Source organism: Halobacillus litoralis, assembly GCF_009856415.1.
GTDB lineage: Bacteria > Bacillota > Bacilli > Bacillales > Halobacillaceae > Halobacillus > Halobacillus litoralis_C.
The window spans coordinates 1-24,510 of record NZ_WMEZ01000006.1; the positions used below are offsets into that span (position 1 = coordinate 1).

The following is a 24,510-nucleotide window of genomic DNA, read 5'->3' on the forward strand; positions in this document are numbered from 1 at the left end:
CACCCCGAAGGGATCCACTCGCTTCCCGCGCTCGACTTGCATGTATTAGGCACGCCGCCAGCGTTCGTCCTGAGCCAGGATCAAACTCTCCATAAAAGTTAAGTTTGACTTGCTCATTTGCACACCGGATGTGCTTCGTTTCAAATCTCTTCTATAAAAGAAGAAATGTTTTGACGTACTGGTTGGTTCGTTCAGTTTTCAAAGATCAAATGTTTTGTTTGCCGCTTCAAAACAGCGACTTAATTAATATATCATGTGCAGTTGTTTTCGTCAACAACTTTTTATGATTTATTTTGTTAAGCCATTTGCGGCTTGCCGCTCTCTTAACGCGACAAGTAATAATATATCATGGCATTCAGAATGACGCAATAGGTTTTTCAAAAAAAGATACATATTTTCATAGATTGGTCTTTCTATATAAGTTATTCCATTGAAAGAGGGTGTTTTTAGGATCCCGGAGGAAAGTTAAATAATAAGGAAAGTTCTAATTAAAGAAAGATTTTCCGCAAAATAAAAAGGGCGAAGTTTAAACTCCGCCCTTTTAAATAATCCAAAAATGAATAGCTGTTAATGACAATACCCCAGGAACCCCCAGGATAGCTGATACGATTGCCGTAAAACCATTGATTGGAACATGCAACCCGAATTGGGCTCCGAACAAGTTCACGAAAAACAATAGAATGACAGCTACAATCAGCCTGGTCATGACCTGCCCTACAACCTTCAACGGCTTGGCCGGCATGCCTATAATGAGTAATAACGGGATGGCCAGTCCTAATAAAAGAATGACGAGTACCGGATCCATAAAAAACCCCCTTGTCCAAGAAACTGTTCTATCAACAGTCTATGCTTGTAAACAAGAGGGTAGTACACCGATTAAGACAAAGCATTGATTCCTCTGAATCTCGCTTCTCTTAATAGGTAGAAATATTTCGCTTTGACGACCGCTAAGTCATTCAAGCCGTCGTCGCTCGGTTCGATGCTCTGTTCAATGATCGTGTTTAACGTTTCCCACTCCCGCTTCAACTCTTTAATATGAAGGAGGAGTTCTCGATCCATTTCTTTTTTCACTTTTTTCTTTCTGCCAAACAAATCTTCTCCCCCCTCCTAAAGTTCTCTTCGTCCTTCAAGAGCTTTGGACAGGGTCACTTCGTCTGCATATTCTAGGTCGCCCCCAACCGGAAGACCATGAGCAATTCTCGTCATGCGAATTCCGGAAGGTTTTACGAGACGGGAAATATACATGGCTGTCGCTTCCCCTTCAATGTTCGGGTTTGTTGCCAGAATCAATTCTTCAATTCCCTCGTCTTTCAACCGGTTGATCAGGCTTGCTACGTTGATATCTTCCGGACCGATGCCGTCCATAGGCGAAATCGCGCCGTGAAGCACGTGATATTTCCCCCTGAATTCTTTCATTTTTTCCATTGCGATGACATCCTTTGGATCCTGAACGACACAAATCAACGTTTGGTCTCTCGATTCATCCTGACAGATGGAGCAAGGATCCTGGTCTGTAATGTGCCCGCAAACGGAACAATGAGTAAGTTCCCTTTTCGCGTTGACCAGTGATTTGGCAAAATCGAGGACATCATCCTCTTCCATTTCTAAAACGAAAAAAGCCAGGCGAACAGCCGTCTTCGGTCCGATTCCTGGCAGTTTCGTAAAACTGTCGATCAGTTTTGATATAGGTTCCGGGTAATACATGAAAATTCCTCCTAGAACATTCCTCCAGGCATACCTTTCGTGAATTGTCCCATAGTATCATTCGTTTTATCATCCACTTGCTTCAATACGTCATTTGTAGCTGTAATGATCAAGTCTTGCAGCATTTCTACGTCATCAGGATCGACAACTTCTTCGTCAATCTCAACGTCGGTGATTTCCTTCTTTCCGTTGGCTGTCACCTTTACCATACCGCCACCTGCAGAAGATTCGAAGGTCATTTCATAAAGCTCTTCTTGAGCCTTCATCATTTTCTTCTGCATTTTTTGCATTTGTTTCATCATGTTATTCATGTTTCCTCCACCACGCATGGAGCATTCCTCCTTTAAATAGCTGTTAATCTTGGACTTCTATTAAATCATCTCCGACTAGTTTCCGGGCTTCTGAAACTAGAGGATCCTCTTCACCCGCTTGGGATGGAGACGTTTCACTTTCTTCTCCTTCTATTCCAGACCCTCCGTCAGATGATTGTTTCTGTTTCCGAACGTATTCTTCCCTGATTTCCTGCCAGTTCTGTTCGGGGATCGGAATGATCGTCAGCGGTTTCCCGATGAATTCCGTCAGCAATGGCTCAATAGTCTTCTGGTGTTCCGATGCCAATGAGCAATGGATATCATACCGGAAAGCAAGCACAAGCGCCTTCGAAGAGGCAGCTCTCGGCTTACTGTTCAAAAGCGTCGCATGGGCTGGAGCGTTCGTCCGCTTCAAAGCTTCCATAAAGTCCGCCCAGCGTCCCTGAACATTCTTGATGTCTTCCTTGGACGCTTCGTTCAACACTTGGCGAATACGTTCATAGGGAACATTATACCCTTTTTTTCCGGATTTTGCAGGGGCTCGCTTTTTCGGCGCCGCCTGTGGTTGTGGCGTTGCACTGACCCCTTTTTCTTTCAGGCTTGCCAGCTCCTTTTCAAGGCCTTCAATTCTTCTTGCCAGTTGATCTACGGCTTCTGATTGGACCGGCTGTCCTTGGGCAGGTCCCGCCTGAACTTCCACCATATTCAGCATGGCAATTTCTATGAAAACTTTCGGGCTCGTCGTCCATTTCATTTCCTGTTGGCAACGGTTTAGTTCGCGGATCGCTTGCTGAATCCAAACCGGAGACAATTCGCCTGATAAGCTTTTGAAAGCTTCATCTGGAATCGCCCTTTCCAAATTATGCTCAAGGTCTGGTGCACTTTGGAATAAAAGCAGATCCCTCAAATAATAGATCAAATCGAAAACAAAGCGGCCAGGATCTTTTCCTTGTTGAATCAATTCATCCACCGCTTCAAGAGCTGCTCGTGCATCCTGATTATGAAGCGACTGCAAAACCGCTGTTAATTTACTTTGAGAAACAGATCCCGTCACCGCAAGAACGTCTTCTATCGTCACTTCATCTTCACTGTAGGAAATCGCCTGGTCAAGTAGACTCAGGGCATCACGCATTCCACCTTCTGCTGTGAGCGCTACAATTTCCAACGCTTCTCTTTCAATAGCGATTTCTTCTATTGATGTGATTTTTTCCATTCGTTCAACCATCGCTTTTTGCGAAATCCGCTTAAAATCGAACCGTTGACACCTGGATATGATCGTCAATGGAATTTTATGAGGCTCCGTTGTTGCAAGTATGAATATGACGTGCTTTGGAGGTTCTTCTAATGTTTTCAATAAGGCGTTGAAAGCTCCCATCGAGAGCATATGAACCTCATCGATGATGTACACTTTGTAAGGCACCGCACTAGGAGCATATTTTACCTTGTCCCGGATTTCCCTGATTTGCTCGACCCCATTGTTTGAAGCGGCATCAATTTCAATGACATCTGAGATCGATCCATCCTGAATACCAAGGCAAGCATCACACTCATTACACGGTTCCTTCACAGGGGAACGCTCGCAGTTGACGGCTTTTGCGAAAATTTTGGCAGCACTCGTTTTCCCTGTCCCCCTCGGTCCAGAGAATAAATACGCATGCGAAAATTTATTCTGCTCAATCGCATTCTGCAGTGTCCGTGTAATATGCGTTTGTCCGACGACTCCTTCAAAATTCCGCGGGCGCCATACGCGATATAAAGCCTGATAGCTCATAAAACCGTTCTCCCTTAATAGTCTCTTCCTCATTATACCTGATTCAAGGTTGTGATGTGAACCTTGGAAAATAGGTATAAAAAAAGAGCTGCTATGAACGGATCATAACAGCTCCTTGTGTTTTCATATGTAATGCCGTGCACCCATCTTCGATGATGTGGCCCTAAGCGTTACTCATGGTTGTGGCTCGACCCAGGCACTCCCACGGCACACGGGAGAGACAGCTTACTGCTGCTTCCTTCCGGACCTGACAGGATTCACTGGTTCCCGTTGCGCAGGACCTGGGTGTCAACACCACTCACATAAGGCAGACCTTAAGGCCGCACCACCTTGGATGGGGATTCGGCCTCGCTATAGCGGATTGCGAGTACAGGGCACCGCTACCTCCCCGCTTAGCACGGCATTAACAAGTATAGCGAGTTTTCGAGAAAAATGCAATGATAAAACACTGTTAATTATTAGTCGATGGCTTATTTTTCTTACGCTCGCGCAGTTTCCGGAAAAAATCCGTCAATATTTTTCCACATGTTTCTTCCATAACACCCGGAAGAACTTCTGATTTATGATTGAAGCGATCGTCGTCTAATAGATTAAGAAGCGTACCTGCACAACCTGCTTTCGGATCCTTGGCACCATAAACCACCCTTGGAATTCTCGATTGCAAGATCGCACCTGCACACATTGGACAGGGCTCTAAAGTGACATACAAGGTACATTCCTCAAGTCTCCAGCTTCCTACTTGCTGGTTCGCCCTTTCAATTGCGATGAATTCGGCGTGGGAAGAAGCCAACTGGGATGTTTCCCTCTGATTGTACCCTTTCGCAATCACTTCTCCATCTTTCACAATGACGGCCCCGATCGGAACTTCCCCTTCCCCCTCAGCCTTTTCCGCTTCTTCTAAAGCAAGTTTCATATAATGTTCATCGGCAAACATGAGCTTCCTCCTGTGATTTTCAAGAATAATTCTGTTTTCCTCTTTCATACATTATTAAAGATGAGAAAGGAGCGAATCCATATGCAAATCCACGTCGTTCAAGAAGGAGATTCGGTATTCTCCATTGCTGGTCTCTACGATAGTACGCCAAACGCCATTATCGAGGCAAATGAACTGGAGACCCCGGGGGACCTTGTCATCGGTCAGGCTCTAGTCATACCGATTGTCGGACAATTTTATTTTGTCCAGCAAGGGGACAGCTTATATTCCATTGCTCAAAAGTTCAATACCACTGCTGAAAAGCTTGCTCAGGTAAACGGCCTTCAAGTCGGAGCCCCTCTTCCAGTTGGTTTGCGTCTTTACATTCCAGATGAGCCACCAAGACCTATTACAGCGAATGCTTATATTGAGCCTTACGGCGGAGAAGTCTCTGACACGCTTCGTGCTTCTGCTGAAAACAGGGCGGGTTCACTAACCTACCTGGCTCCGTTCAGTTATGAGATTCAGGAAGACGCTTCATTGAAAGCTCCACCTCTTGATAATTTCAAAGAGATTGCTCAACAGAACGATACGGCTCTTATGATGGTCGTTACAAACCTGGCGGAAGATGGATTCAATGCTGAATTAGGCAGGAAAATCCTTTCTGATGAAGCCTTGCAGGATAAACTGCTCGACAACATCATACAAACGACCAAGCAGGTAGGGTTTAAGGACGTCCACTTTGATATGGAGTTTCTCCCTCCTGAAATGAAAGAGAACTATAACCAGTTTCTGAGAAAAGCAAAGCAGCGATTGGCCGCTGAAGGCCTACTCATTTCCACCGCCCTGGCTCCTAAAACAAGTGCCGACCAAAAAGGAGCCTGGTACGAAGCCCATGACTACAAGGCCCATGGGGAAATTGTAGACTTCGTTGTATTAATGACTTATGAATGGGGGTACAGCGGCGGTCCTCCACGTGCCGTATCTCCAATCGGTCCTGTCACAGAAGTGGTCGATTATGCGTTGACTGAGATGCCAGCAGAAAAGATTCTTCTCGGTCAAAATTTATATGGCTATGACTGGACTCTTCCTTATGAGCCAGGTGGGGAGTTTGCAAAGGCAATCAGTCCACAGCAAGCCATTCAAATTGCGAGAGAGAACAATGTCCCGATTTCCTATGATCAGGAAGAACAAGCTCCTTACTTCACTTATACTGATAACGCCGGAAAGAAACACGAAGTATGGTTTGAAGATGCCCGCTCGATTCAACAAAAGTTCGACTTGATTAAAAATCGTGGTCTTCTTGGCATCAGCTATTGGAAACTGGGACTTTCCTTTCCTCAGAACTGGGTGTTGCTTGATGGGCAATTCAGTATTGATAAGAAATAGAGAGAGATCCTTGCCTGCAAACGATCAGACAAAACCTCAAACAGTCACTTACACCTGCGGAAATGTAAGTGACTATTCTTTTTTCACAAAAGTAACGACGTGCGTTTGAACCTCTGTATCATGAAACGCTTGAGATAGACCTTTTTCTTCTATTTCCCTTTTTGATACTGGTCGGTAAGGAACCTCTACGCTGAACGGTTTTTCAAATGGAAAAGGGTGAACGGAAACTTTCTCTTCATCTACCCAACGGGCGATCATGCCATCCGGAGCGAAATCAAAGGACTGCCTGAATCCATTTTTAAACCATGGAACTTCTTCTTCTTTCGGTATTCCAGGTTCCTGCATGCATACATAAAGGGACAAATCGTCACAAAATTGCAAGCGGCGAAAATGAAGGTCATAAACATCATAAGGAATGTCCATCTCCATCGCTTCGAACAAATGCTGCTGACGTGTTTTTTCTTCAGCTAAAAATGCTTGTACAGCCGGATCCTTGTCATCCTTAGAAAAGAAAGACGCGTAATGCATACTGCAGAGCATACCAGCATACAAGGAACGGTCGGCTACCTCTTTGATCCCGCGCTGATAGGCCTGCAATTTTTTCTCTAACGGATAATCGACGAACGTATAAGGACGCTCCTTTTCTTTATTCCATTCCGGATGATCATCCAGCGGAATCCAGGCTCTGTCGTGCTGCTGTATCGCCCAATCCGCTTCTTCTCTCAATTTTGAGCGCAATAAAAAATTATTCTTCCAATGGGCGACGATTTGGGCTGATATCTTGGCGTGCTCATGCTGAGGAATCAGGTGAAACTGGTGTTCTTTTTCAATGACAATCATCGTTTTGTCCTCCTCCTTCTATACGTATGCATGTATGTAATATAGAACGATCTATGATCTTCCTTTCATTATATAGGAACTTGCCCGTCCTCTCTACAATAGGAGGTTACAAAATTGGTACTGTTTTGGTAATCGTTCTTCTATAATATGGAAGGATTGTGGAAGACTCAATTTCGAAATGTTTCGGGCTTCGTTGCCTAGTTGAGTGTAAGGGGTGGCTGGGAAGCTCCTCGCTTTCCTGCGGGGGAGTGGCAAGCTTCCTCGGACTACGTCCTGCGGGTAAAAAATGCATGGTGAGACCTCACAGGCGCAGTTCGAGGAAGATCAAGAGAACAGAGGAAGTTCGATTAAGTTCGGCACGTCCTGTGCCAACATCAAATGCCCCCACCTCGTGTGGGGCCCCGCGGAAGCGAGCTATTCCCCGCAGCCCTCATCCACTCAACAAAAATCTCGAAACTTAGTCTTCCACAGTCTAGAGCTTTTGTGATTCAAGCCAGTAGGTTTGTTAAAAAGAAGAAAAAGGCCATGGGGGAGAAATTCCCTCATGGCCTTGCTTTCTATTTATTTCAAGAGTTTTAAAGCTTCACGGTTGAAGGCTGGAATATCATCAGGCTGGCGACTTGTGACCAGTTGGTTCTGACAAACGACAACTTCTTTATCCTCATAGTTGACGCCTGCATATTCCATATCGACGGAAATAGATTTGAACCCGGTCGCTGTGCGGCCTTCGAGAGTTTTAGCCGTGATCAATAATTGTGGCCCATGGCAGATGGCGAAAACAGGTTTCTTTTCATCCATAAAATGTTTCGCAAAGGAAACGAATTTCTCATCACCACGCAAAATATCAGGTGAAAAACCACCAGGGATAAACAATGCATCAAAGTCTTCCGGTTTCACATCATCAATGGATGTATCAATTTTAACGGAAGATTCTCCCTGTTTTCCTTCCACTTCTTTGCCTGCTTCCCATTCAATGGTCGTTACTTCGTGGCCTTCGTTTGAGAACGCTTCTGCGGGTTGTGTATATTCTACATCTTCAAACATGGACGTCATGACACAAGCAATCTTACTCATATCTCAATCATCTCCTTGAATGTATGGGTTGAATTTGAACACATAGGATATCTTCCCCCGTGAGATGATTTTAAACCTAATTTCCACTTAATGGTTATTGGAAGTCTTTCATCGAAAACTGCTGGAAGGTTGTATCCGATTGGTTTCGGTACACTTCCTTCCCTGCAATCGTATTGATAATATGAACATTCCGGTGTACGGACAATCCTAAATTCGTAGCTCCTGCTCCGTGTGAGTGGACGAGGTTGGTCAACGTAAAGAAGTGATGGTCACGATCATCGTTGAAAAGGAGCTGATAATCGCGTGATACTTTATACATCTCTTCCTCTTCCCATTCGATTTTTTCTTTGAAACGGGTCATGAACCAGTCAGGGAAATGAGGTTTGTACCCTGTGGCCAGTACCACTTTTTCGGTTGGATACGTGTACTCGACTTCTTCCTGCCACTGTTTACACTGCAGGTGATATCCGTCCTCTTTCGCTTCAATGCCTTTAATTTCAGTCATCGGTTGAATAAGGACACGGCTATCCTGCATGCCGGCTGTTCGATGGTAAAGCTTCGAATACAGCCTCGTGAGTGTATCAGGATCAATTCCTTTCCGAAGCGGTCCGAGCGTATCGAGAGCATCCTTCCGTTGTTGGAGACTCAAGGCATGAAAGTAATCGACGAATTCCGGTGTGAACATTTCTTGAGCAAACTTAGCCGTGTCCAATTGAAAGAGCCCTCCGGATCTTGTGAAGAGGCTCAATTTCATATCCGACTGTCTGTCCTGCTCTTCTAATAAATCAAGGAAAACCTCTAAAGCGCTCTGACCGGAGCCGACAATGGTCACATGCTTTGCCTTCAGTAAATGATCTTTTTCAAAAAGGTAGCGACTCGTATGCATCACATCTTCGTTCGGTAACCGATCCATACCATCCAAAATCAACGGTTCACTACCCGTTCCCATGACAATGTGCTTGGCTTGGAAGTACTTTTCCTCACCCGTCGCCGTTTCTTTGACCACCACTTCATAATGGGGGGCATCCGCTTCTTTATGGTCCATCACATCAACGACGGTATGGCCGAAAAACAGACCTTCCAATTGCTTGGCCACCCACTGCATGTAGTGATTGTATTCTTGACGCGGAATTTCAAAATGGCGATGGAAGAAAAAAGGGAACATCCGGTCGTGCTCGTGCAAATAATTCATAAAGGTATAAGGGCTTTTCGGGTCAGCGAACGAGACAAGGTCCGCCAAAAAAGGTACTTGTAGATCCATCGTTTCTATAAGCATCCCTGGATGCCAGACAAACTCAGGGGTCTTGTCAAAAAAGACAGCATCCAAATCTTCGGTCTGATCAAGCAATGCGGCCATTCCTAAATTATAAGGGCCGATTCCGATCCCGATGACATCATATATTTTATTTTCCATTCCATCACTTCCTTATACCATCAATTTTCCCTATGATGACGTGTTTGATTCTTTCCAGAGCCGGTCCAGAACAATGACAAGTACAGTCCCGACCAACAATCCATTGCTCAGTAAGTTTTGTAAAATCGCCGGAACACCACTGAAGGCTTCTGGCGGAAGGAACATGAGTCCAATTCCCAGCAGGAAAGACAGACCTAAAATGGTGAGCCTCCGTTCATCCAGCGTTTCACTGGTCATGTTAGATAATCCAAGTCCCATCAATTGGACAAAGGTTGCAAGCAAAGCTGCGTTAGCTACCGGTGCGGGAATGCCAGAAATAAACGCCACCACCGGCGGGAAAAACGAAAACAACACCAATAATAATGAAGCATATAAAAAAGGACGTTTCCTTTTTTGCCCCGTCAATTGCATGAAACCAGAAGATGAGGCAAGCGAAACGTTAGCCACTGCTGAAAAAATGGCTGTAATTCCGTGGTTAATCCCTAGAAAACTGCTTCCTTTGTTGACCTGATCATATGTATACTGTGGTTTTCCATAAACGGTATGACTGACCGCAATAATGGATGCCACCAGATTCGACAATAAGATCACAGCGGTAATAAATCCTAACGGGAGCGTTCCCCAAGTCAGTTGAGGCGGGCCCCACGCAAAAATTTCAGGCAATGAAAAAGCTGCGGTTCCTCCCGTTTCATTGGCATTTCCATTGAAAGTTATGGCATACAATACCCATCCCAAACCAATTCCAATCAAAACAGCGAAACTTTTCAACCAACCTTTTCCCATGACCGATAAACCGATCACAAGCGCTAACGTAACAAAAGCAACAAGTGCCTGTTTTCCATCGACGGCTTCTGTCGACTGCTGGATGCCTAACATCCCTTGAAGAAACGTCCCGCTCAATTGAACGGTCAGTAAAAATAAAAAAGCACCCGTAACGAGTGGTGTGAACACGAAAAGCACCCGGTGCGATAAACGAAAAACGCCAAACAGGAACAGAAAAATCCCTGTCCATATCATCGTCCCCTGGAGAACTTGTAACGTTTCCATATAGCTGTCGCCCGACTGGGAACCACTATATGCCATGACAGCAAAAATGCTGATCCAAAGGCCGGCGGGTCCTTCCATAATCGGAAGCCGGTGCCCGAACACCCCTTGTAGGAAGGAAGCGATGCCGACGACAAAGAATGTCCGTTGCATCAAGCCTGCCACTTCATTGAAATTCAATTCAAAAATAGAACCGATGACAATGGGCAGGGCAACCGCACTCGCCAACAGAAATACGAACCATTGAATGGTCTCTAATGAGCCGTCCAAAAACCGTGTAGATCCTTCTTTCATCATTGTGCCACCTGCAATCTATGTAATATCTCTCCATATCTTACCATAGGATACATAAAATATATGTTCTCACGCTTGCTCGTTCCACGTGAAACAACCGGTCAAACAAGTCTTATAAAAAAGGAAAAGCACAGCCCCAAAAGGAGCTGTGCTTTCTTCTATTACTCTTCAAGAGTAGACGTGTCGCCAGTCGGTAACCCAAGCTCCCAGGACTTCAGGAGACGTCTCATGATTTTACCACTACGCGTTTTAGGAATCGTATCCTTAATTTCGATCTCCCTTGGAGCGGCGTGAGCACTCAACCCTTTTTTAACGAACTGACGAATGTCTTCGAGCAATTCATCGGATTGTTCGTGCCCTTCTCTGAGGGTGATGAACGCTTTAATGATTTCTCCGCGTTCAGGGTCCGGTTTACCGATGACTCCCGCTTCCGCTACTGCTTCGTGTTCGATCAACTTACTCTCCACTTCAAATGGTCCAACACGCTCACCGGAAGTGTTGATGACATCATCAAGACGGCCCTGGAACCAAAAATAACCGTCTTCGTCTTGATACGCACTATCTCCGGAAACGTACCAGCCATTCAAGAAATAACTTTCATATTTCCCTGGGTTCTTCCATACGGCACGCATCATGGACGGCCATCCCTGTTTGATCGCAAGGTTCCCCATTTGATTGGCAGGGAGTTCATTCCCTTCATTGTCGACAATGGCAGCTTCAATGCCAGGGAACGGTTTACCCATGGATCCCGGGCGCATATCCATCGCAGGATAGTTACAAATCAACATACCGCCAGTTTCCGTCATCCACCATGTATCATGGATACGTAAGTCGAAGGCTGAAAGACCCCATGTTACGACTTCAGGGTTCAACGGTTCTCCTACACTTAACACGTGTCGAAGGGAAGATAGATCATGTTTTTTAGCCACTTCTTCCCCAGCACTCAACAGTTTACGGAAAGCTGTCGGAGCGGAATACCAGACGGAAACATTTTTCTCTGCAATCGTTCCATACCAATCATCAGGACTGAATCGTCCACCACGAATGACATTCGTCACCCCATTTAACCATGGAGCAAAGATTCCGTAACTTGTCCCTGTCACCCAGCCTGGGTCTGCTGTACACCAGTACACATCATCTTCTTTTAGGTCCAGCACCCATTTACCTGTTTGGTAATGTTGGAGCATGGCATTGTGGACGTGGTAAACTCCTTTCGGCTTGCCTGTTGAACCAGACGTGTAGTGAAGGAGCATCCCGTCTTCAAGGTCCACCCATTCGATATCAAATTCATCTGATGCTTTCTCCATTTCCTCTTCATAAGAAATGTAGTTGCCGGGTGCATCGCCGCCGACAAGCACGACTTGCTTCAAGTTCGGAAGCTCATCTGCCGGCACACGCTCAAGCAATTCAGGAGTCGTAATGAGCATCGTCGCTTCACTGTCCTCCAAGCGGTCTCGTACGGCTTGTTCCATAAATGCTTCAAACAGCGGTCCAGCAATCGCTCCTACTTTAAGAATACCAAGGAAGGCGGCATAAAACTCCGGGCTTCTCGGCATGAAAAGAAAGACACGATCGCCTTTTTCTATATTGTGTTTTTTCAATACATTCGCGAATTGATTACTTTTCAACTTCAAATCTTCAAAAGTAAGAGTCTCTTCTCTATCCGGTGCAGAGTAGATCAGAGCTGCCTGATCCTTCTTATCAGGGTTTTCTGCATGGCGATCGACAGCTTCATAGGCAATATTCACTTTGCCTGTCTCGTTCCATGAGAACTGTTCTTTCACTTCTTCCCACTGGAAATTCTCATACGCTTCTTTGTAGTTATCCATGTTGTGATTGCCTGATCGAGCTGGAATTGGTTTCATGTCCATATTCATCATCACCTCATAAGAATGTTTTGTAAACGTTTTCCTTTTGTGGCTGAAGAAAGCTCTGATCCTTTCAGAGCCACGAACTGCATACTTTTCTGAAAATTTTATGAATTACTTCTATTGTAGGGGATTTCTACTCACATTTAAAGTGTTATCTCCAAAGATTTACAGAATTAGGACAAGGGAACGAGGTAAATTGACAGCATTCTACTCTATTTATATAATGAAACGAGCATAAAAGCTTCATAGTAGAGGTTTCTTAGCCAACCCCTCTATAAAAAACTAAGGACCACGACTTTTGATAAGCCGCAGCCCTTAGCCGCTGCGGCTTTTTTATTGGAAATACATTCAAAAAGGAGCATGACCCATGCCAGGACGCAACGATCAAGAACTTGATTTATCTCTCCTTGGTAATCAAGGAACTTCCTATTCTTTCGAGTATGACCCGGAGGTCCTCGAAACGTTTGATAACCAACATCCGAACCGTGACTATTTCGTTAAATTCAACTGTCCGGAATTCACCACCCTTTGTCCGAAGACGCGCCAACCTGATTTTGCAACCATCTATATCAGCTACATTCCAGACGTGAAAATGGTGGAAAGTAAGTCACTCAAACTCTACCTCTTCAGTTTCCGGAACCACGGTGATTTTCATGAAGATAGTGTAAACACGATCATGAATGATTTGATTGATTTAATGAATCCTCGTTATATCGAGGTATGGGGTAAATTCACGCCACGCGGGGGAATTTCCATCGATCCATACTGCAATTACGGAAAACCAGGCACGAAATTTGAACAAATGGCGGATCACCGCTTGATGAATCACGACCTTTACCCTGAAAAAGTTGATAACAGATAAAAAAGAGCTGCGACAAGGATCGCAGCTCTTTGCTTTTTATTGTTTATCATCTTTATATTGCATATAAACGACTTGTGTAACAAGAAAATCTTCCATTCCGTGTTTTCCGTCCGCTCCGCCAAGTCCTGATTTTCTCATTCCTGCATGATAGCCTTGGACAGCTTCGAAGTTTTCTCGATTAACGAACGTTTCACCGAACTTCAGTTCATTCACGACTCGCATGGCTTCATTCATGTCTTCGGTGTAAACAGAAGAGGATAATCCGTAATCTGTATCATTTCCTTTTTCAATCGCCTCATCCAATGTCTTGAATGTCGTCACGGGTATGACAGGACCGAAGATCTCTTCCTGGATAATCTGCATATCATGGTTTACATTTGTAAGGATGGTCGGTTTATAAAAATAACCTTTGTCTAAATCCCCACGTTCTCCTCCAATCTCAACCTTCGCCCCTGCGTCAACCGCTTCTTTTACCATGCTCTCTACTTCTTCAAGACGATCTTTACTTACAAGAGGGCCGACATCCGCTTCCTTATTTTCACGAGGATCTCCCATAGTCAGTGATTCAAATTTGTGACGTAACTTCTCAAGCAGCTCATCCGCCACACTTTCATGAACATAGACACGCTCAGCGTTCGTACAGGCTTGTCCATTGTTAGCGAGACGGGAAGTTGTAATACTTTCAGCTGCAACATCAAGGTCCGCATTAGCGGTAACGATGGCAGGCGCCTTACCTCCAAGCTCCAAGTTCACTTTCGTTATATTTTGTGCAGCGGCTTCCATCACTTTTGTACCTGCTGGCACGCTACCCGTCATGGATACCATGTGTACATTCGGATGAGAGGCTAGCGTGTTCCCGATTTCTGACCCTGTGCCTGTCACCACGTTATAAACGCCTTTTGGAATCTCGTCCATCGAATCAACAATCTTTGTAAATTCCATCGCTGTATTCGGTGTTTGCTGACTGGGTTTCAATACTAATGTATTTCCTGTTACAAGGGCTGTTGCTACTTTACGAGCCAAAATGAACACAGGGAAATTCCAAGGTACGATACCCGCCACTACTCCGATCGGTTTCTTATAAATGAAGATATTCTCATTTTTACGGTCACTTGGTACAATTTCGCCTTCGATTCTACGGGCCCACTCAGACATGTATCGGAAATAATCGATCGCAAGGTCCACTTCTCCACTGGCAAGCTCATAATCTTTTCCTTGCTCTTCTTGTAATAGATCAATAAAAGTGGCTCGGTTTTCTTCTATACGGTCTCCAAGCTTCCTTACAATTTTCCCTCGTTCAATATTGGGCGTAAGCTCCCACCCTTTTTGAGCTTCAAATGCTGCTTTTACCGCTCGATTCACATCGTCTTCCGTGCCTTTAGGTATTTGAGAAATGACCTCTTCGGTCGCCGGATTTAGAATATCAATCCATTCAGACCCGTTTGATTCTGTATATTCTCCGTTAATGTAAAGTTTATGTTGCTGCATGAAAAATGACCTCCTGTTGGGATTTACCATTTTCATTCCCCCTGAGATAGAGAATAAACAAACCAGTGTTCAACAATATGGCAGGATTATGTAAGACTTTCGAGACTTTTGTTGAGAGGGTGGGGCGGAGGGGAATGACTCGCTTTCCGCGGGAGCACGGTGAGCCTCCTCAGGCTAACGCCTTGCGGGGTCTCACCAAGCACTCTTTTCCCGCAGGAGTCTTGCCATTCCCCTCCGCCCCTTGCCATGGAAGATTCTCGAAACCACTTCCGCAATAATCAGTATGTATGATAGAAAGAAGCGGATTGTATTAAATGCTCCAGATTACATGAAAGCCTGATACAGAGCGCTTTATACTTCTAAACAGTGGGGTAGTGGGAGACGATTCAACTTGGTACAGGGGTTCGTTTCTCCCTTACATGGAATGGGGTGGTTGGGAAGCTGCGAGACTCCCGTGGGAGAAGGAGATAGGCGAGATCCCGCAGGACGCAGTCCGAGGAAGCTCGGCGCTCCCCCACAGGAAAGTGTTCAAATGTGGAATCGCCCTGGTAGACACGACTGGCATAAGCAGAACAGCAACGGAATGTGCCCTTTCATTCCGTTGCTGTTCTGCTTATGACGCGAGTGTCTGGGCGATGGAGCTAGACGAGTTGCTTCCCAGCCACCCCTGACGCTCAACCAGGCAACGAACCCCGGCAACATCTTGAAACTGAGTCTTCCCCAATCGGGAACATATCTGCAATTGCTAAGTATTATATCGGGCATAAAAAAAGCCCTGTAGGGACAGGACTTTACCATTCGAGGATGAAACCTTTAATTTTCTTGCCATCACCGGACTCTGATTGCTGCTCAGCCTCGAAATATGGATCCTCTTCCTTGAAATGATAAGAGATTGTTTCAGGCTTGAGATAAAGCTTATACTCTAGGTCCGTCACCTTTGGTAGGGAAATGTCGGCAACTGTTGTTTGGTCTCCCTCCTCATCAATAAGAAGAATATCAATGTGATCATATCCATGTGCAACTAAGTGTTCTTTTAAATCCATAAACGACTCCTCCGTCCAATTATTCTAGTTCCATGATACCCTTTTCCAAACTTCGAGAAACGTTTGATTTTATGTAACAGCGGGAAAAGATTCCCGCTTTGTTTATTTATTAGTATCCATAACCGTATCCACGGCCACCCATATAAGATGCACCGATGATGATCAAAAGGATGAACAAAACAACCAATAGCGCGAAACCGCCACCGTATCCTCCGCTCATTCCATTCCCCCCTCTCTTACTTACTTTACTACCTTATTCAGGAGGGCTAAAGAAGGCAGGGCATGAGCGGAATTAAATCTTTTTTCTTCTTTTCATTCACAACGTCAGAAATGAAAGACACGCTTTATGGAAAGGAGTGCAAAGTATAAAGACTGGACAAAAAAGGCCACTCCCCACAAAGGGGCAGGAATGAATTTTGTCGCTCTCGCTAAGTTTGCTGCATCACCGGCTTGCCCTGGAGATATAAAACTGATCCACATCACCTCAAAAGCACTGGTGACAGACTCAACAAGGACGAGTGAAGCAAGGAACAATAAGACATACTGGACCACCTGTTCATGACCGGTTCTCAGAAGCCATAGAAACCCTGCTCCAAAGGTGAGAATCCAGAATAACCCATACACATTTCTTACCCAGAAAAGGAGATTGATAGCTAGAAACGCCATTAGAATATAAATCATCCAATTATATTGCCCACGACTGATCAGAAAAAAGAAGACGAAGGCGAAGAAAGAAGCAAAGACATAGCCAGCCATGCTTGTTAATACTTGACCAATCCATGATGTATGTCCTGTCAAAGCAAAACCGGATGTATTCGGTAACAGGGAAATTCTCCTTACTTCTCCTCCTGTTATGAGTGCCATCAGGGAATGACCGCTCTCATGAATCATTGTGTTCAGGATAGCGAAGTATTTTCCAACGACCGGGAGTTGGGTGAGCAGTAAAGCCAGGATAAGAGCTGAAAGAACCTGTAATTTCATAAAGAGCACTCCTTTCTTTGTGACCTTTTAATCGCTTTCTACTTACATATGACGTATCTTAAGAATAGAACCAATGGTAACAAAGGGGAATGGACATGCGAAAGTTAACATGGATATCGAGTTCAGTGATCTTACTACTTTTATCCAGCTGTGCTTCTTCATCGGATTCAAGTGAGACGACCGTAAGAATTGCGGCAGCTGCAAGTTTGAAAGATGTGATGGAAGAGCTGGCCCCTCTATTTGAGGAGCAATATAATATAGAACTGGAAACCATATACGGAAGCTCAGGTAAACTTGCGAGACAGATTGAACAAGGGGCTCCTGTAGACGTATTCTTGTCTGCGGATCTTCGTTGGATCGAACTTCTCAAGGAGCAAAACCTTGTCGCAAAGGATACGTACATAGAATTTGCAACCAACCGGATTGTCCTCATTGGTCATGATTCCACGAGTCCTTTGGATACCATCCAGGACTTAAAACTAAAGGAAAACGAACAGCTTGCTGTCGGCAATCCCGAGAGCGTGCCTGCTGGTACTTATACGAAACAAGCGTTAGAAAGGATTCAACTTTGGGGCAGTTTAGAGGGTCAGATGGTTTTCGGAAGCGATGTAAGGCAAGTCCTTGCTTATGTCGAATCTGGTCAAGTGGACTATGGTTTTGTCTATGCCAGCGATGCCATGATTTCAGATCAGGTAATCACTCTAACACAAGTAGACAATCGTCTTCATGATTCGATCGTCTATCCGGGAATCGTCATTTCGGAAAGCCGGACTAAGGATCAAGGGCAGAAATTTCTTTCCTTTTTAACAAGCGATCAAGCGACAGATATTTACAAAGCTTATGGATTCAATCCTATGAGAGGTGGAAAGATAGAACAATGAACCTCGAACCTCTTCTTTTGTCACTGAAAGTAGCAGGAATTGCTACTTTCATCGTGTTTATCATCGGAATGATCAGCGCACGAATCATTTCCAGAAAATTATTTCCCGGGAAAAGTATCTTAGAATCGATTCTTTTACTCCCTCTCGTCCTTCCTCCGACCGTGATTGGATTTGGTCTGCTATATTTATTTGGTAAAAACGGGTGGTTGGGTCAATGGCTGATGGACTGGTTCAGTTTACAGGTTGTTTTTTCCTGGATCGGGGCCGTCATTGCCTCTGCCGTCGTTTCATTTCCTCTTATGTACCAGAGTGCATCGGCAGCTTTCCAAAATTATGATCAAAACCTGGAGAACGCAGCTTTGACGATGGGGGCTTCGAAAATAAAAGTGTTCTTCACCATATCGCTTCCGTTAGCCTGGCCCGGATTGCTGGCGGGATTAGTCATGACTTTCGCGCGTTCCCTAGGTGAGTTTGGGGCTACGTTAATGATCGCTGGGTATATTCCCGGGGAAACAGACACCATTCCGCTCGCCATTTATTTTGCTGTCGAATCCGGTCGAATGGAACAAGCTCTCATGTGGGTGATCGTTATTCTCTGCCTGGGGTTCAGTGCGGTATTATGGCTCAATACATGGAGCCGGAGGAAGATCAATTTTGTAAGAAAAGCATAAAAAAAGCTGAAGCTCCGATCTGCTTCAGCCAGCGCCCCCGGCAGGATTCGAACCTGCGGCACACGGTTTAGGAAACCGATGCTCTATCCCCTGAGCTACGGGGGCGTATGAACGTACGAGTAATATTATACAAAACAAACCAAAGATTGAAAAGCAAATACACCTTAAAATTATCGCTCGGATGTTACTTCCAACGTTTGTATATGATAAAATACTATTTGTCTGTCTAAACGTATCGTATTTTGTAAGTGAGTGATGAACACTCACGTTTTTTTGAATTGAGTTTGAAGGAGGAAAAGAGATGGGAGATTTACCTTTCATATCCGTTGAAGGGCCCATTGGGGTTGGGAAAACGTCTCTGTCTAAAAAGCTCGCCTCCCAGTTTGATTTTCATTTGCTGAAGGAAATCGTTGAGGAGAACCCGTTTTTAGGCAAGTTTTACGACAATATTGAAGAATGGAGCTTCCAAACAGAGATGTTCTTCTTGTGCAATCGTTTCAAGCAGCTCGAAGACATCGATCGCAAATATTTGCAGTCGGGCAAGCCGGTGGTCGCCGATTACCATATATCCAAGAATATGATTTTCGCACGACGCACATTGAGAGAAGATCAATTTGATAAGTATGCGCAGATTTTTGATATATTGACACACGATATGCCTAAACCGAATATGGTCGTCTATTTACATGCGAGTTTAGATACACTGCTCGAACGCATCCGCATGCGTAACCGTGATGTAGAGGCAAATATTCAACCCTCTTATCTTGAACAACTCTCTCAAGACTACGAAGATTTCATGAGGCATTTTGAAGCCACTCACCCAGAGATTCCTGTGATCCGTTTGAACGGGGATCACTTAGACTTCGTAAAACATCAAGATGATTTAAATTATATTGTTGATCAAGTAGAGCAGCATTTAAATAAAGGAGAAGTTATCAAATGAATGCACGTGAACGCTATGGAATTCCACATGACAGCGTCATAACGATTGCAGGTACGGTCGGAGTCGGCAAGTCAACGATGACCAATGCACTCGCTGATGCCCTCAACTTCCGTACCTCTTTTGAAAAAGTCGACACAAATCCTTATCTCGACAAATTCTACCAGGATTTTGAACGCTGGAGCTTCCATTTACAGATTTACTTCTTGGCGGAACGCTTCAAAGAACAAAAGAAAATCTTTGAATATGGCGGCGGGTTCATCCAGGACCGTTCCATTTATGAAGATACCGGCATCTTTGCACGGATGCATTATGAAAAAGGGACGATGTCCGCGACCGATTATGAAACGTATCGGAACCTGTTTGATGCGATGGTGATGACACCATACTTCCCTCATCCCGACCTTTTAATATATTTGGAAGGTTCGTTTGATGATATCCTTTCCCGCATCAAAGAACGCGGACGTCCGATGGAACAAGAAACCCCGATTGAATATTGGGAAGAGATGTTCACGCGTTATGACAATTGGATTGATAATTTCAATTCCTGTCCTGTCCTGCGCCTTAATATTGCCGACTATGACGTACTGAATGACAAAACAAGCATCGAACCCGTCCTTGAAAAGATCGGGCACTTTATCCAACAATCCCGTAAATGGCGCTCCAGTCATTTATTGACGTAATCATAAAGGAAAAACTCCTGATCGTCCATCCGATGTCAGGAGTTTTTTTGTCTATAATCTTCAATCATCTTCCGGTGACTACCAATCATCTTCTCCGGCAAATCATGAAATTCGAAAAATTTCACCTGTACGGTTTCCACAGGATCAAAATTATAATTCCCACGATAAACTTTAGTGAAATAAGCCGTTGTCACAACGTAAAATTCATCTCCATTAGGTGCCCGACTGAACTGATCTGCTCCTGAGTAAACATTCAACAATTGCAGGTCATCGACTTCTAATCCCGTCTCTTCGAACGCTTCACGTTTCGCGACTTGTTCGGTGCTTTCTCCAAGCTCCATCAAACCACCCGGCAGTCCCCATACACCTTGAGGAGACGTTCGTTCCTGCAGCAAGATACGTCCCTCTCTATCAAGGATGATCACAACAGAGCCAACCAATATAACCGGTCGATGACCAATGATTGCACGTAAGTCCTCGACATACCCCATACGATCCCTCCTCTCTTCACCCTTCCATTATAACAAGAGAAAAGGCCCCCTTTGAAAAAAGGAGCCCTTCTTGAATTTTATCGTTCCATCGTATTCAGCAGTTTTGTAAAGGCGACAGCACCGCCCACCATCACTGCACCAATCCATGGTGTATGAACAAGACCAATCGTATCAACGATCACACCACCAACAGTAGATCCAATAGCAATCCCCACATTGAAGGCGGCTATATTCAAAGCTGATGCAACATTGACCGCAGATGGCACATATTTCTCGGCTAATTGAACGACCAGAATCTGCAAGGCAGGTACGTTCATGAAAGCAAATAACCCCATGAAAAACAATACAACCAGACTCAACCCTTTAAATGGAATGACGAAGGCCAAAAGGAGCAATACGATCGCCTGCAACACAAACATCCAGAACAACGCCCTGATCGGCCTTTTATTGGAAACTTTTCCGCCAATCGTATTTCCGATCGCCACCGCAACTCCATAGATGAGCAGAATCACGCTGACAAACTTCGGATCGAAACCTGTCACTTCTTCTAGTAAAGGAGCAAGATACGTGAAAGCCACAAACGTTCCGCCATATCCTAATCCTGTAATGGTGAAGGAGAGCAGAATCCTTTTTTCTGTTAGTATTTTTAATTGGTCACGAAAGCTTGCCGGTGGTGCTTCTTCCAGGTTTTTAGGGACAAGCAGAGCACTTGCGATGATCCCGATCACGCCGAGCAAAGCTACACTGGCAAATGTCGCCCTCCAACCAAAGGTTTGTCCAATGAATGTTCCTAAAGGGACACCGGTCACTGTTGCAACCGTCAATCCGGTAAACATAAAGGCAATGGCACTTGCCCGCTTATGCTCAGGGACTAAACTTGCAGCAATGGTCGAACCGATCGAAAAGAATATTCCATGAGAAAAAGCAGTGATGATCCTCGCCATTAACAGCAACGTAAAACTTGTCGACACGGAAGCCACCAAATTACCAAGAATGAAAACAACCATTAGAGCCAGCAATAAACTTTTCCGGCTCATCTTATTTGTGAGAGCCGTCAAAACAGGAGCTCCTACAGCAACACCGACCGCATAACCGGATATCAAAAGACCCGCAAGCGTAATGGATATTGATAGGTCATCGGCCATCGTTGATAACAAACCTACGGGTACGAATTCTGTCGTTCCAATCCCGAACGCACTAATGGCAAGGGCTAACAAAGCAAACGAAAAACTTTTTGATTTATGATCAAGTGAATTTTCTTGGATATTCTCTGCGTGTGAACTCATCCTTTTCCTCCTAACAAAAATAGATAAGAATTAAAACTAAAACAATGTCTCCAGGGCGCCTCTGGATGACAAACCTTATTATGAGGGCTGATCGAACACTTGAGAAGTACGCACTTCTGTGTGCTATAGGCACCTGGAAGTAACAATTGTATGAAATAGGGGATGGTGAGATTGTTCGTGCGAAATCTTTTTAACTTATCCTTCTTTCGTGTATAGTGAATCATCGGATATACATGCTATAAGGAAACATACGGGAGAAAAAGGAGGTAAAGCTCATGCCAAAATATAATATACCGGTTGAAGCCGCACTTGAAGTGATTGGAGGCAAGTGGAAGGTCGTCATCCTTTGTCATTTGATCGAAAATAAACGACGGACAAGTGAACTGAAACGGTTAATGCCAGGAATTACACAGAAAATGTTAACCCAGCAGCTGAGGGAATTGGAAAGGGATGGAGTCATTACTCGAATCGTTTATAACCAGGTACCGCCTAAAGTCGAGTATGAACTGACGGAATACGGATGGACATTAAAAGGGGCATTAGACATGTTGTGTGCCTGGGGGGAGCAGCATATTGAAAAGACTTACCCCAATAAAGAAGAGGTATGATTGAATTCTTAATAAGGTACAAAAAAGCCCTCACCGATCATCTCCGGTGAGGGCTTTACTTTTTCCATTAAAGGCAAAATAAAAAATCGTTACACGAAGTAACGATTTCTGTTCTATAAATCTCCAATATTTATGCGCTATTGTTGATATTAATATGGCGGAGGAGGAGGGATTCGAACCCCCGCGGGGCGTAAACCCCCTGGCGGTTTTCAAGACCGCTCCCTTCAGCCGGACTTGGGTACTCCTCCGTGTGACCGACAATGAATATAATATCATGGTTGTCCGTATCCGTCAACAGAATTCCTTAATTTTTTTAAAAGAAGTTGTTGTCGAACAATCACGAAAAAATGTCACTTCGTTATTATACAAATTCTCTTCAACAGAGTCAAGAGCGATCCGCACGCTCCAATTCCGAAGAATAAACAAGGAAAAACGCCTAGAACCATCAATAGGATCCAGACATCTTTCCTGTTAATCTTTATTTGATTTGGTTACTTGATGACTTCTTTTCCACCCATGTATGGACGTAGAACCTCAGGTACGATAACTGTTCCGTCTTCCTGCTGATAATTTTCAAGGATGGCTGCAACGGTACGACCGATGGCGAGACCAGAACCATTCAACGTGTGTACGAATTCAGGCTTCCCTTTTTCTTCTCTACGGAAGCGGATGCCTGCACGACGCGCCTGGAAATCTTCGAAGTTAGAACAAGAGCTGATTTCACGATACGTCTCTTGACTCGGAATCCACACTTCAATGTCGTATTTCTTCGCTGCTGTAAAGCCAAGATCTCCTGTACACATGCTCATGACACGATAAGGGAGTTTCAAGAGCTGAAGGACTTTTTCTGCATGCCCTGTCAATTCTTCAAGAACTTCATAAGACTTTTCCGGCTTTGCCAGTTGGACAAGCTCGACTTTATTGAATTGATGCTGACGAATCAACCCTCTTGTATCACGACCGGCAGAACCTGCTTCAGAACGGAAGTTCGTGCTGAAGGCTACGAATTTTTGCGGAAGATCTTCAACAGAAAGAATTTCTTCTCTATAGAAGTTAGTTACAGGCACCTCAGCTGTTGGTACGAGGAAATAATCCCAGTCCTCAATTTTAAAGGCATCTTCTTCGAATTTCGGTAATTGACCTGTACCTGTCATTGCTGTGCGGTTGACCATTTGTGGTGGGAGCATTTCCTGATAGCCATGCTCATCCGCATGAAGATCCATCATGAAGTTTAGCAAAGCACGCTCCAGACGGGCACCCAGCCCTTTATAGAAAACGAAGCGGCTTCCTGTTACCTTAGATGCTCTTTCAAAATCAAGGATGCCTAACTCTGTTGCTACATCCCAGTGAGGTTTAGCTTCGAAACCGAATGCCGGAATCTCCCCTACTTTTCGTGCTTCGATATTATCTTCCTCATCCCCACCGACAGGTACACTTTCGTGAGGGATGTTCGGGATGGATAATAGAAGCGTTTCAAGCTTTTCTTCTACTTCTTTCAGCTCTGTATCAAGCGTTTTGATACGATCGCCGACTTCACGCATTTCCTTGATTTTATCATCGGCGTCTTCCTTCGCTTTTTTCAGCTGGGAAATTTCCTTGGATACTTCGTTACGCTTCGCTTTTAATTCCTCTGTTTCCTGAATCAGCTCACGGCGTTTGCTATCTAAATCACCGAAGGCATCCAAGTCAGAGAGGTCTTCTCCACGGTTTTGTAATTTTCCTTTTACTTCTTCAAAGTTCTGACGTAAGTATTTCATGTCCAACATGTTTACTTCCTCCTTTATATACTCACTTGATTAATTGGAAGCTAAACAAAAAGCTCCCGTCCCTAAATAAGGGACGAGAGCTTTGGTTTATGCTTCCCGCGATACCACCCAAGTTGAAGGTCCATGTGACCTTCCGGCTTCACTCATAACGGTGAGTACCGGTCTGACTTACTTCATTCAGTCAG

The 24,510-nt window shown here is 44.6% G+C and carries 25 protein-coding genes, 2 tRNA genes, 1 rRNA gene, 1 other RNA gene and 1 other annotated feature (1 of these 30 only partly in view); of the genes, 7 read left to right on the forward strand and 22 right to left on the reverse strand.

The genetic code is table 11. The annotated features are described in order from the left end of the window. From GLV98_RS14165 to tadA, 8 genes are all read right to left on the reverse strand, one after another. Positions 1 to 96, reverse strand: a 16S ribosomal RNA gene (locus GLV98_RS14165); the annotation flags it as partial. A gap of 445 nt (positions 97 to 541) precedes the next feature. Beyond that, positions 542 to 805 carry a pro-sigmaK processing inhibitor BofA family protein gene (locus GLV98_RS14170; protein ID WP_160916357.1) on the reverse strand — a complete coding sequence of 88 codons (264 nt, stop codon included), beginning with the start codon at positions 803 to 805 and terminating at the stop codon, positions 542 to 544. 71 nt (positions 806 to 876) lie between these two features. Next, positions 877 to 1,092, reverse strand: coding sequence for a YaaL family protein (locus GLV98_RS14175; RefSeq protein WP_160916359.1), 216 nt, complete (start codon positions 1,090 to 1,092; stop codon positions 877 to 879). A 15-nt stretch (positions 1,093 to 1,107) separates the two neighbouring features. Then, positions 1,108 to 1,704 (reverse strand): recombination mediator RecR, encoded by a 597-nt coding sequence (gene recR / locus GLV98_RS14180; protein WP_160916361.1) that lies wholly within the window; start codon positions 1,702 to 1,704, stop codon positions 1,108 to 1,110. An 11-nt stretch (positions 1,705 to 1,715) separates the two neighbouring features. Next, entirely contained in the window at positions 1,716 to 2,033 is a 318-nt protein-coding gene (locus GLV98_RS14185) for a YbaB/EbfC family nucleoid-associated protein (protein ID WP_160916363.1), read from the reverse strand. A gap of 25 nt (positions 2,034 to 2,058) precedes the next feature. Further along, positions 2,059 to 3,786 (reverse strand): DNA polymerase III subunit gamma/tau, encoded by a 1,728-nt coding sequence (gene dnaX, locus GLV98_RS14190; RefSeq protein WP_160916366.1) that lies wholly within the window; start codon positions 3,784 to 3,786, stop codon positions 2,059 to 2,061. A gap of 135 nt (positions 3,787 to 3,921) precedes the next feature. Beyond that, positions 3,922 to 4,187, reverse strand: an RNA gene (ffs, locus tag GLV98_RS14195) — signal recognition particle sRNA large type. Between the two features lie 50 nt (positions 4,188 to 4,237). Further along, positions 4,238 to 4,720 carry a tRNA adenosine(34) deaminase TadA gene (gene tadA / locus GLV98_RS14200; RefSeq protein WP_160916368.1) on the reverse strand — a complete coding sequence of 161 codons (483 nt, stop codon included), beginning with the start codon at positions 4,718 to 4,720 and terminating at the stop codon, positions 4,238 to 4,240. An 81-nt stretch (positions 4,721 to 4,801) separates the two neighbouring features. On the opposite strand from tadA, the gene GLV98_RS14205 reads away from it, so the two are divergent. Next, the gene (locus GLV98_RS14205; protein ID WP_160916370.1) at positions 4,802 to 6,088 is read left to right on the forward strand and encodes a glycoside hydrolase family 18 protein; all 1,287 of its coding nucleotides are present in this window, start codon (positions 4,802 to 4,804) and stop codon (positions 6,086 to 6,088) included. A gap of 72 nt (positions 6,089 to 6,160) precedes the next feature. Here the strand turns inward: GLV98_RS14205 and GLV98_RS14210 are convergent, their stop codons facing one another. The 5 genes from GLV98_RS14210 to acsA all read right to left on the reverse strand — a co-directional run bounded on the left by GLV98_RS14210 (position 6,161) and on the right by acsA (position 12,625). After that, the gene (locus GLV98_RS14210; RefSeq protein ID WP_160916372.1) at positions 6,161 to 6,928 is read right to left on the reverse strand and encodes a DUF3891 family protein; all 768 of its coding nucleotides are present in this window, start codon (positions 6,926 to 6,928) and stop codon (positions 6,161 to 6,163) included. 561 nt (positions 6,929 to 7,489) lie between these two features. Further along, positions 7,490 to 8,002, reverse strand: a complete 513-nt coding sequence (locus tag GLV98_RS14215; RefSeq protein ID WP_160916375.1) for a type 1 glutamine amidotransferase domain-containing protein — start codon at positions 8,000 to 8,002, stop codon at positions 7,490 to 7,492. A 94-nt stretch (positions 8,003 to 8,096) separates the two neighbouring features. Next, the gene (locus GLV98_RS14220) at positions 8,097 to 9,416 is read right to left on the reverse strand and encodes a lysine N(6)-hydroxylase/L-ornithine N(5)-oxygenase family protein (protein WP_160916377.1); all 1,320 of its coding nucleotides are present in this window, start codon (positions 9,414 to 9,416) and stop codon (positions 8,097 to 8,099) included. 30 nt (positions 9,417 to 9,446) lie between these two features. Continuing rightward, a complete protein-coding gene (locus tag GLV98_RS14225) occupies positions 9,447 to 10,754 on the reverse strand; it encodes a purine/pyrimidine permease (protein WP_237417148.1) in 1,308 nt (435 codons plus the stop codon). Positions 10,755 to 10,915: 161 nt separating this feature from the next. After that, complete coding sequence (acsA, locus tag GLV98_RS14230; RefSeq protein WP_160916381.1) at positions 10,916 to 12,625, reverse strand: acetate--CoA ligase; 1,710 nt, start codon at positions 12,623 to 12,625, stop codon at positions 10,916 to 10,918. A 367-nt stretch (positions 12,626 to 12,992) separates the two neighbouring features. On the opposite strand from acsA, the gene queF reads away from it, so the two are divergent. Further along, positions 12,993 to 13,487: a preQ(1) synthase gene (gene queF, locus GLV98_RS14235; protein WP_160916383.1), complete on the forward strand. Its 495-nt coding sequence runs from the start codon at positions 12,993 to 12,995 to the stop codon at positions 13,485 to 13,487. Between the two features lie 36 nt (positions 13,488 to 13,523). Here the strand turns inward: queF and aldA are convergent, their stop codons facing one another. From aldA to GLV98_RS14255, 4 genes are all read right to left on the reverse strand, one after another. Next, entirely contained in the window at positions 13,524 to 14,975 is a 1,452-nt protein-coding gene (aldA, locus tag GLV98_RS14240; protein WP_160916385.1) for an aldehyde dehydrogenase, read from the reverse strand. A 791-nt stretch (positions 14,976 to 15,766) separates the two neighbouring features. Then, a complete protein-coding gene (locus GLV98_RS14245; protein ID WP_146814456.1) occupies positions 15,767 to 16,018 on the reverse strand; it encodes a hypothetical protein in 252 nt (83 codons plus the stop codon). A gap of 109 nt (positions 16,019 to 16,127) precedes the next feature. Beyond that, positions 16,128 to 16,238 (reverse strand): YjcZ family sporulation protein, encoded by a 111-nt coding sequence (locus GLV98_RS14250; RefSeq protein ID WP_089650761.1) that lies wholly within the window; start codon positions 16,236 to 16,238, stop codon positions 16,128 to 16,130. A 104-nt stretch (positions 16,239 to 16,342) separates the two neighbouring features. Next, positions 16,343 to 16,999 carry a M50 family metallopeptidase gene (locus tag GLV98_RS14255; protein ID WP_160916387.1) on the reverse strand — a complete coding sequence of 219 codons (657 nt, stop codon included), beginning with the start codon at positions 16,997 to 16,999 and terminating at the stop codon, positions 16,343 to 16,345. Positions 17,000 to 17,094: 95 nt separating this feature from the next. Here GLV98_RS14255 and modA point away from each other — a divergent pair, with 95 nt between their 5' ends. Both modA and modB read left to right on the forward strand, forming a co-directional pair. Beyond that, positions 17,095 to 17,880: a molybdate ABC transporter substrate-binding protein gene (gene modA, locus GLV98_RS14260; protein WP_160916389.1), complete on the forward strand. Its 786-nt coding sequence runs from the start codon at positions 17,095 to 17,097 to the stop codon at positions 17,878 to 17,880. Then, a complete protein-coding gene (modB, locus tag GLV98_RS14265) occupies positions 17,877 to 18,551 on the forward strand; it encodes a molybdate ABC transporter permease subunit (RefSeq protein ID WP_160916391.1) in 675 nt (224 codons plus the stop codon). The genes modA and modB overlap by 4 nt, the downstream gene beginning before the upstream one ends. A gap of 32 nt (positions 18,552 to 18,583) precedes the next feature. On the opposite strand, the gene GLV98_RS14270 is transcribed toward modB, so the two are convergent. Beyond that, positions 18,584 to 18,656, reverse strand: a tRNA-Arg gene (locus GLV98_RS14270). Positions 18,657 to 18,852: 196 nt separating this feature from the next. Here GLV98_RS14270 and GLV98_RS14275 point away from each other — a divergent pair. Both GLV98_RS14275 and GLV98_RS14280 read left to right on the forward strand, forming a co-directional pair. Beyond that, the gene (locus GLV98_RS14275) at positions 18,853 to 19,494 is read left to right on the forward strand and encodes a deoxynucleoside kinase (protein WP_146814464.1); all 642 of its coding nucleotides are present in this window, start codon (positions 18,853 to 18,855) and stop codon (positions 19,492 to 19,494) included. Beyond that, entirely contained in the window at positions 19,491 to 20,174 is a 684-nt protein-coding gene (locus GLV98_RS14280) for a deoxynucleoside kinase (RefSeq protein ID WP_089650756.1), read from the forward strand. Before GLV98_RS14275 ends, GLV98_RS14280 begins: the two co-directional genes overlap by 4 nt. A gap of 35 nt (positions 20,175 to 20,209) precedes the next feature. Here the strand turns inward: GLV98_RS14280 and GLV98_RS14285 are convergent, their stop codons facing one another. Together GLV98_RS14285 and GLV98_RS14290 are read right to left on the reverse strand one after the other, a co-directional pair. Next, positions 20,210 to 20,665 (reverse strand): NUDIX hydrolase, encoded by a 456-nt coding sequence (locus GLV98_RS14285; RefSeq protein WP_160916393.1) that lies wholly within the window; start codon positions 20,663 to 20,665, stop codon positions 20,210 to 20,212. A gap of 77 nt (positions 20,666 to 20,742) precedes the next feature. Continuing rightward, positions 20,743 to 21,951 (reverse strand): MFS transporter, encoded by a 1,209-nt coding sequence (locus tag GLV98_RS14290; protein WP_160916395.1) that lies wholly within the window; start codon positions 21,949 to 21,951, stop codon positions 20,743 to 20,745. A gap of 275 nt (positions 21,952 to 22,226) precedes the next feature. Between GLV98_RS14290 and GLV98_RS14295 the strand changes: the two genes are divergently transcribed. Then, complete coding sequence (locus GLV98_RS14295) at positions 22,227 to 22,559, forward strand: winged helix-turn-helix transcriptional regulator (protein ID WP_160916397.1); 333 nt, start codon at positions 22,227 to 22,229, stop codon at positions 22,557 to 22,559. Positions 22,560 to 22,714: 155 nt separating this feature from the next. On the opposite strand, the gene GLV98_RS14300 is transcribed toward GLV98_RS14295, so the two are convergent. Both GLV98_RS14300 and serS read right to left on the reverse strand, forming a co-directional pair. Continuing rightward, positions 22,715 to 22,807, reverse strand: a tRNA-Ser gene (locus GLV98_RS14300). Between the two features lie 243 nt (positions 22,808 to 23,050). Further along, positions 23,051 to 24,325, reverse strand: coding sequence for a serine--tRNA ligase (gene serS / locus GLV98_RS14305; protein WP_160916399.1), 1,275 nt, complete (start codon positions 24,323 to 24,325; stop codon positions 23,051 to 23,053). Between the two features lie 66 nt (positions 24,326 to 24,391). Beyond that, positions 24,392 to 24,510: a binding site (T-box leader), on the reverse strand; it runs 103 nt beyond the window's last position.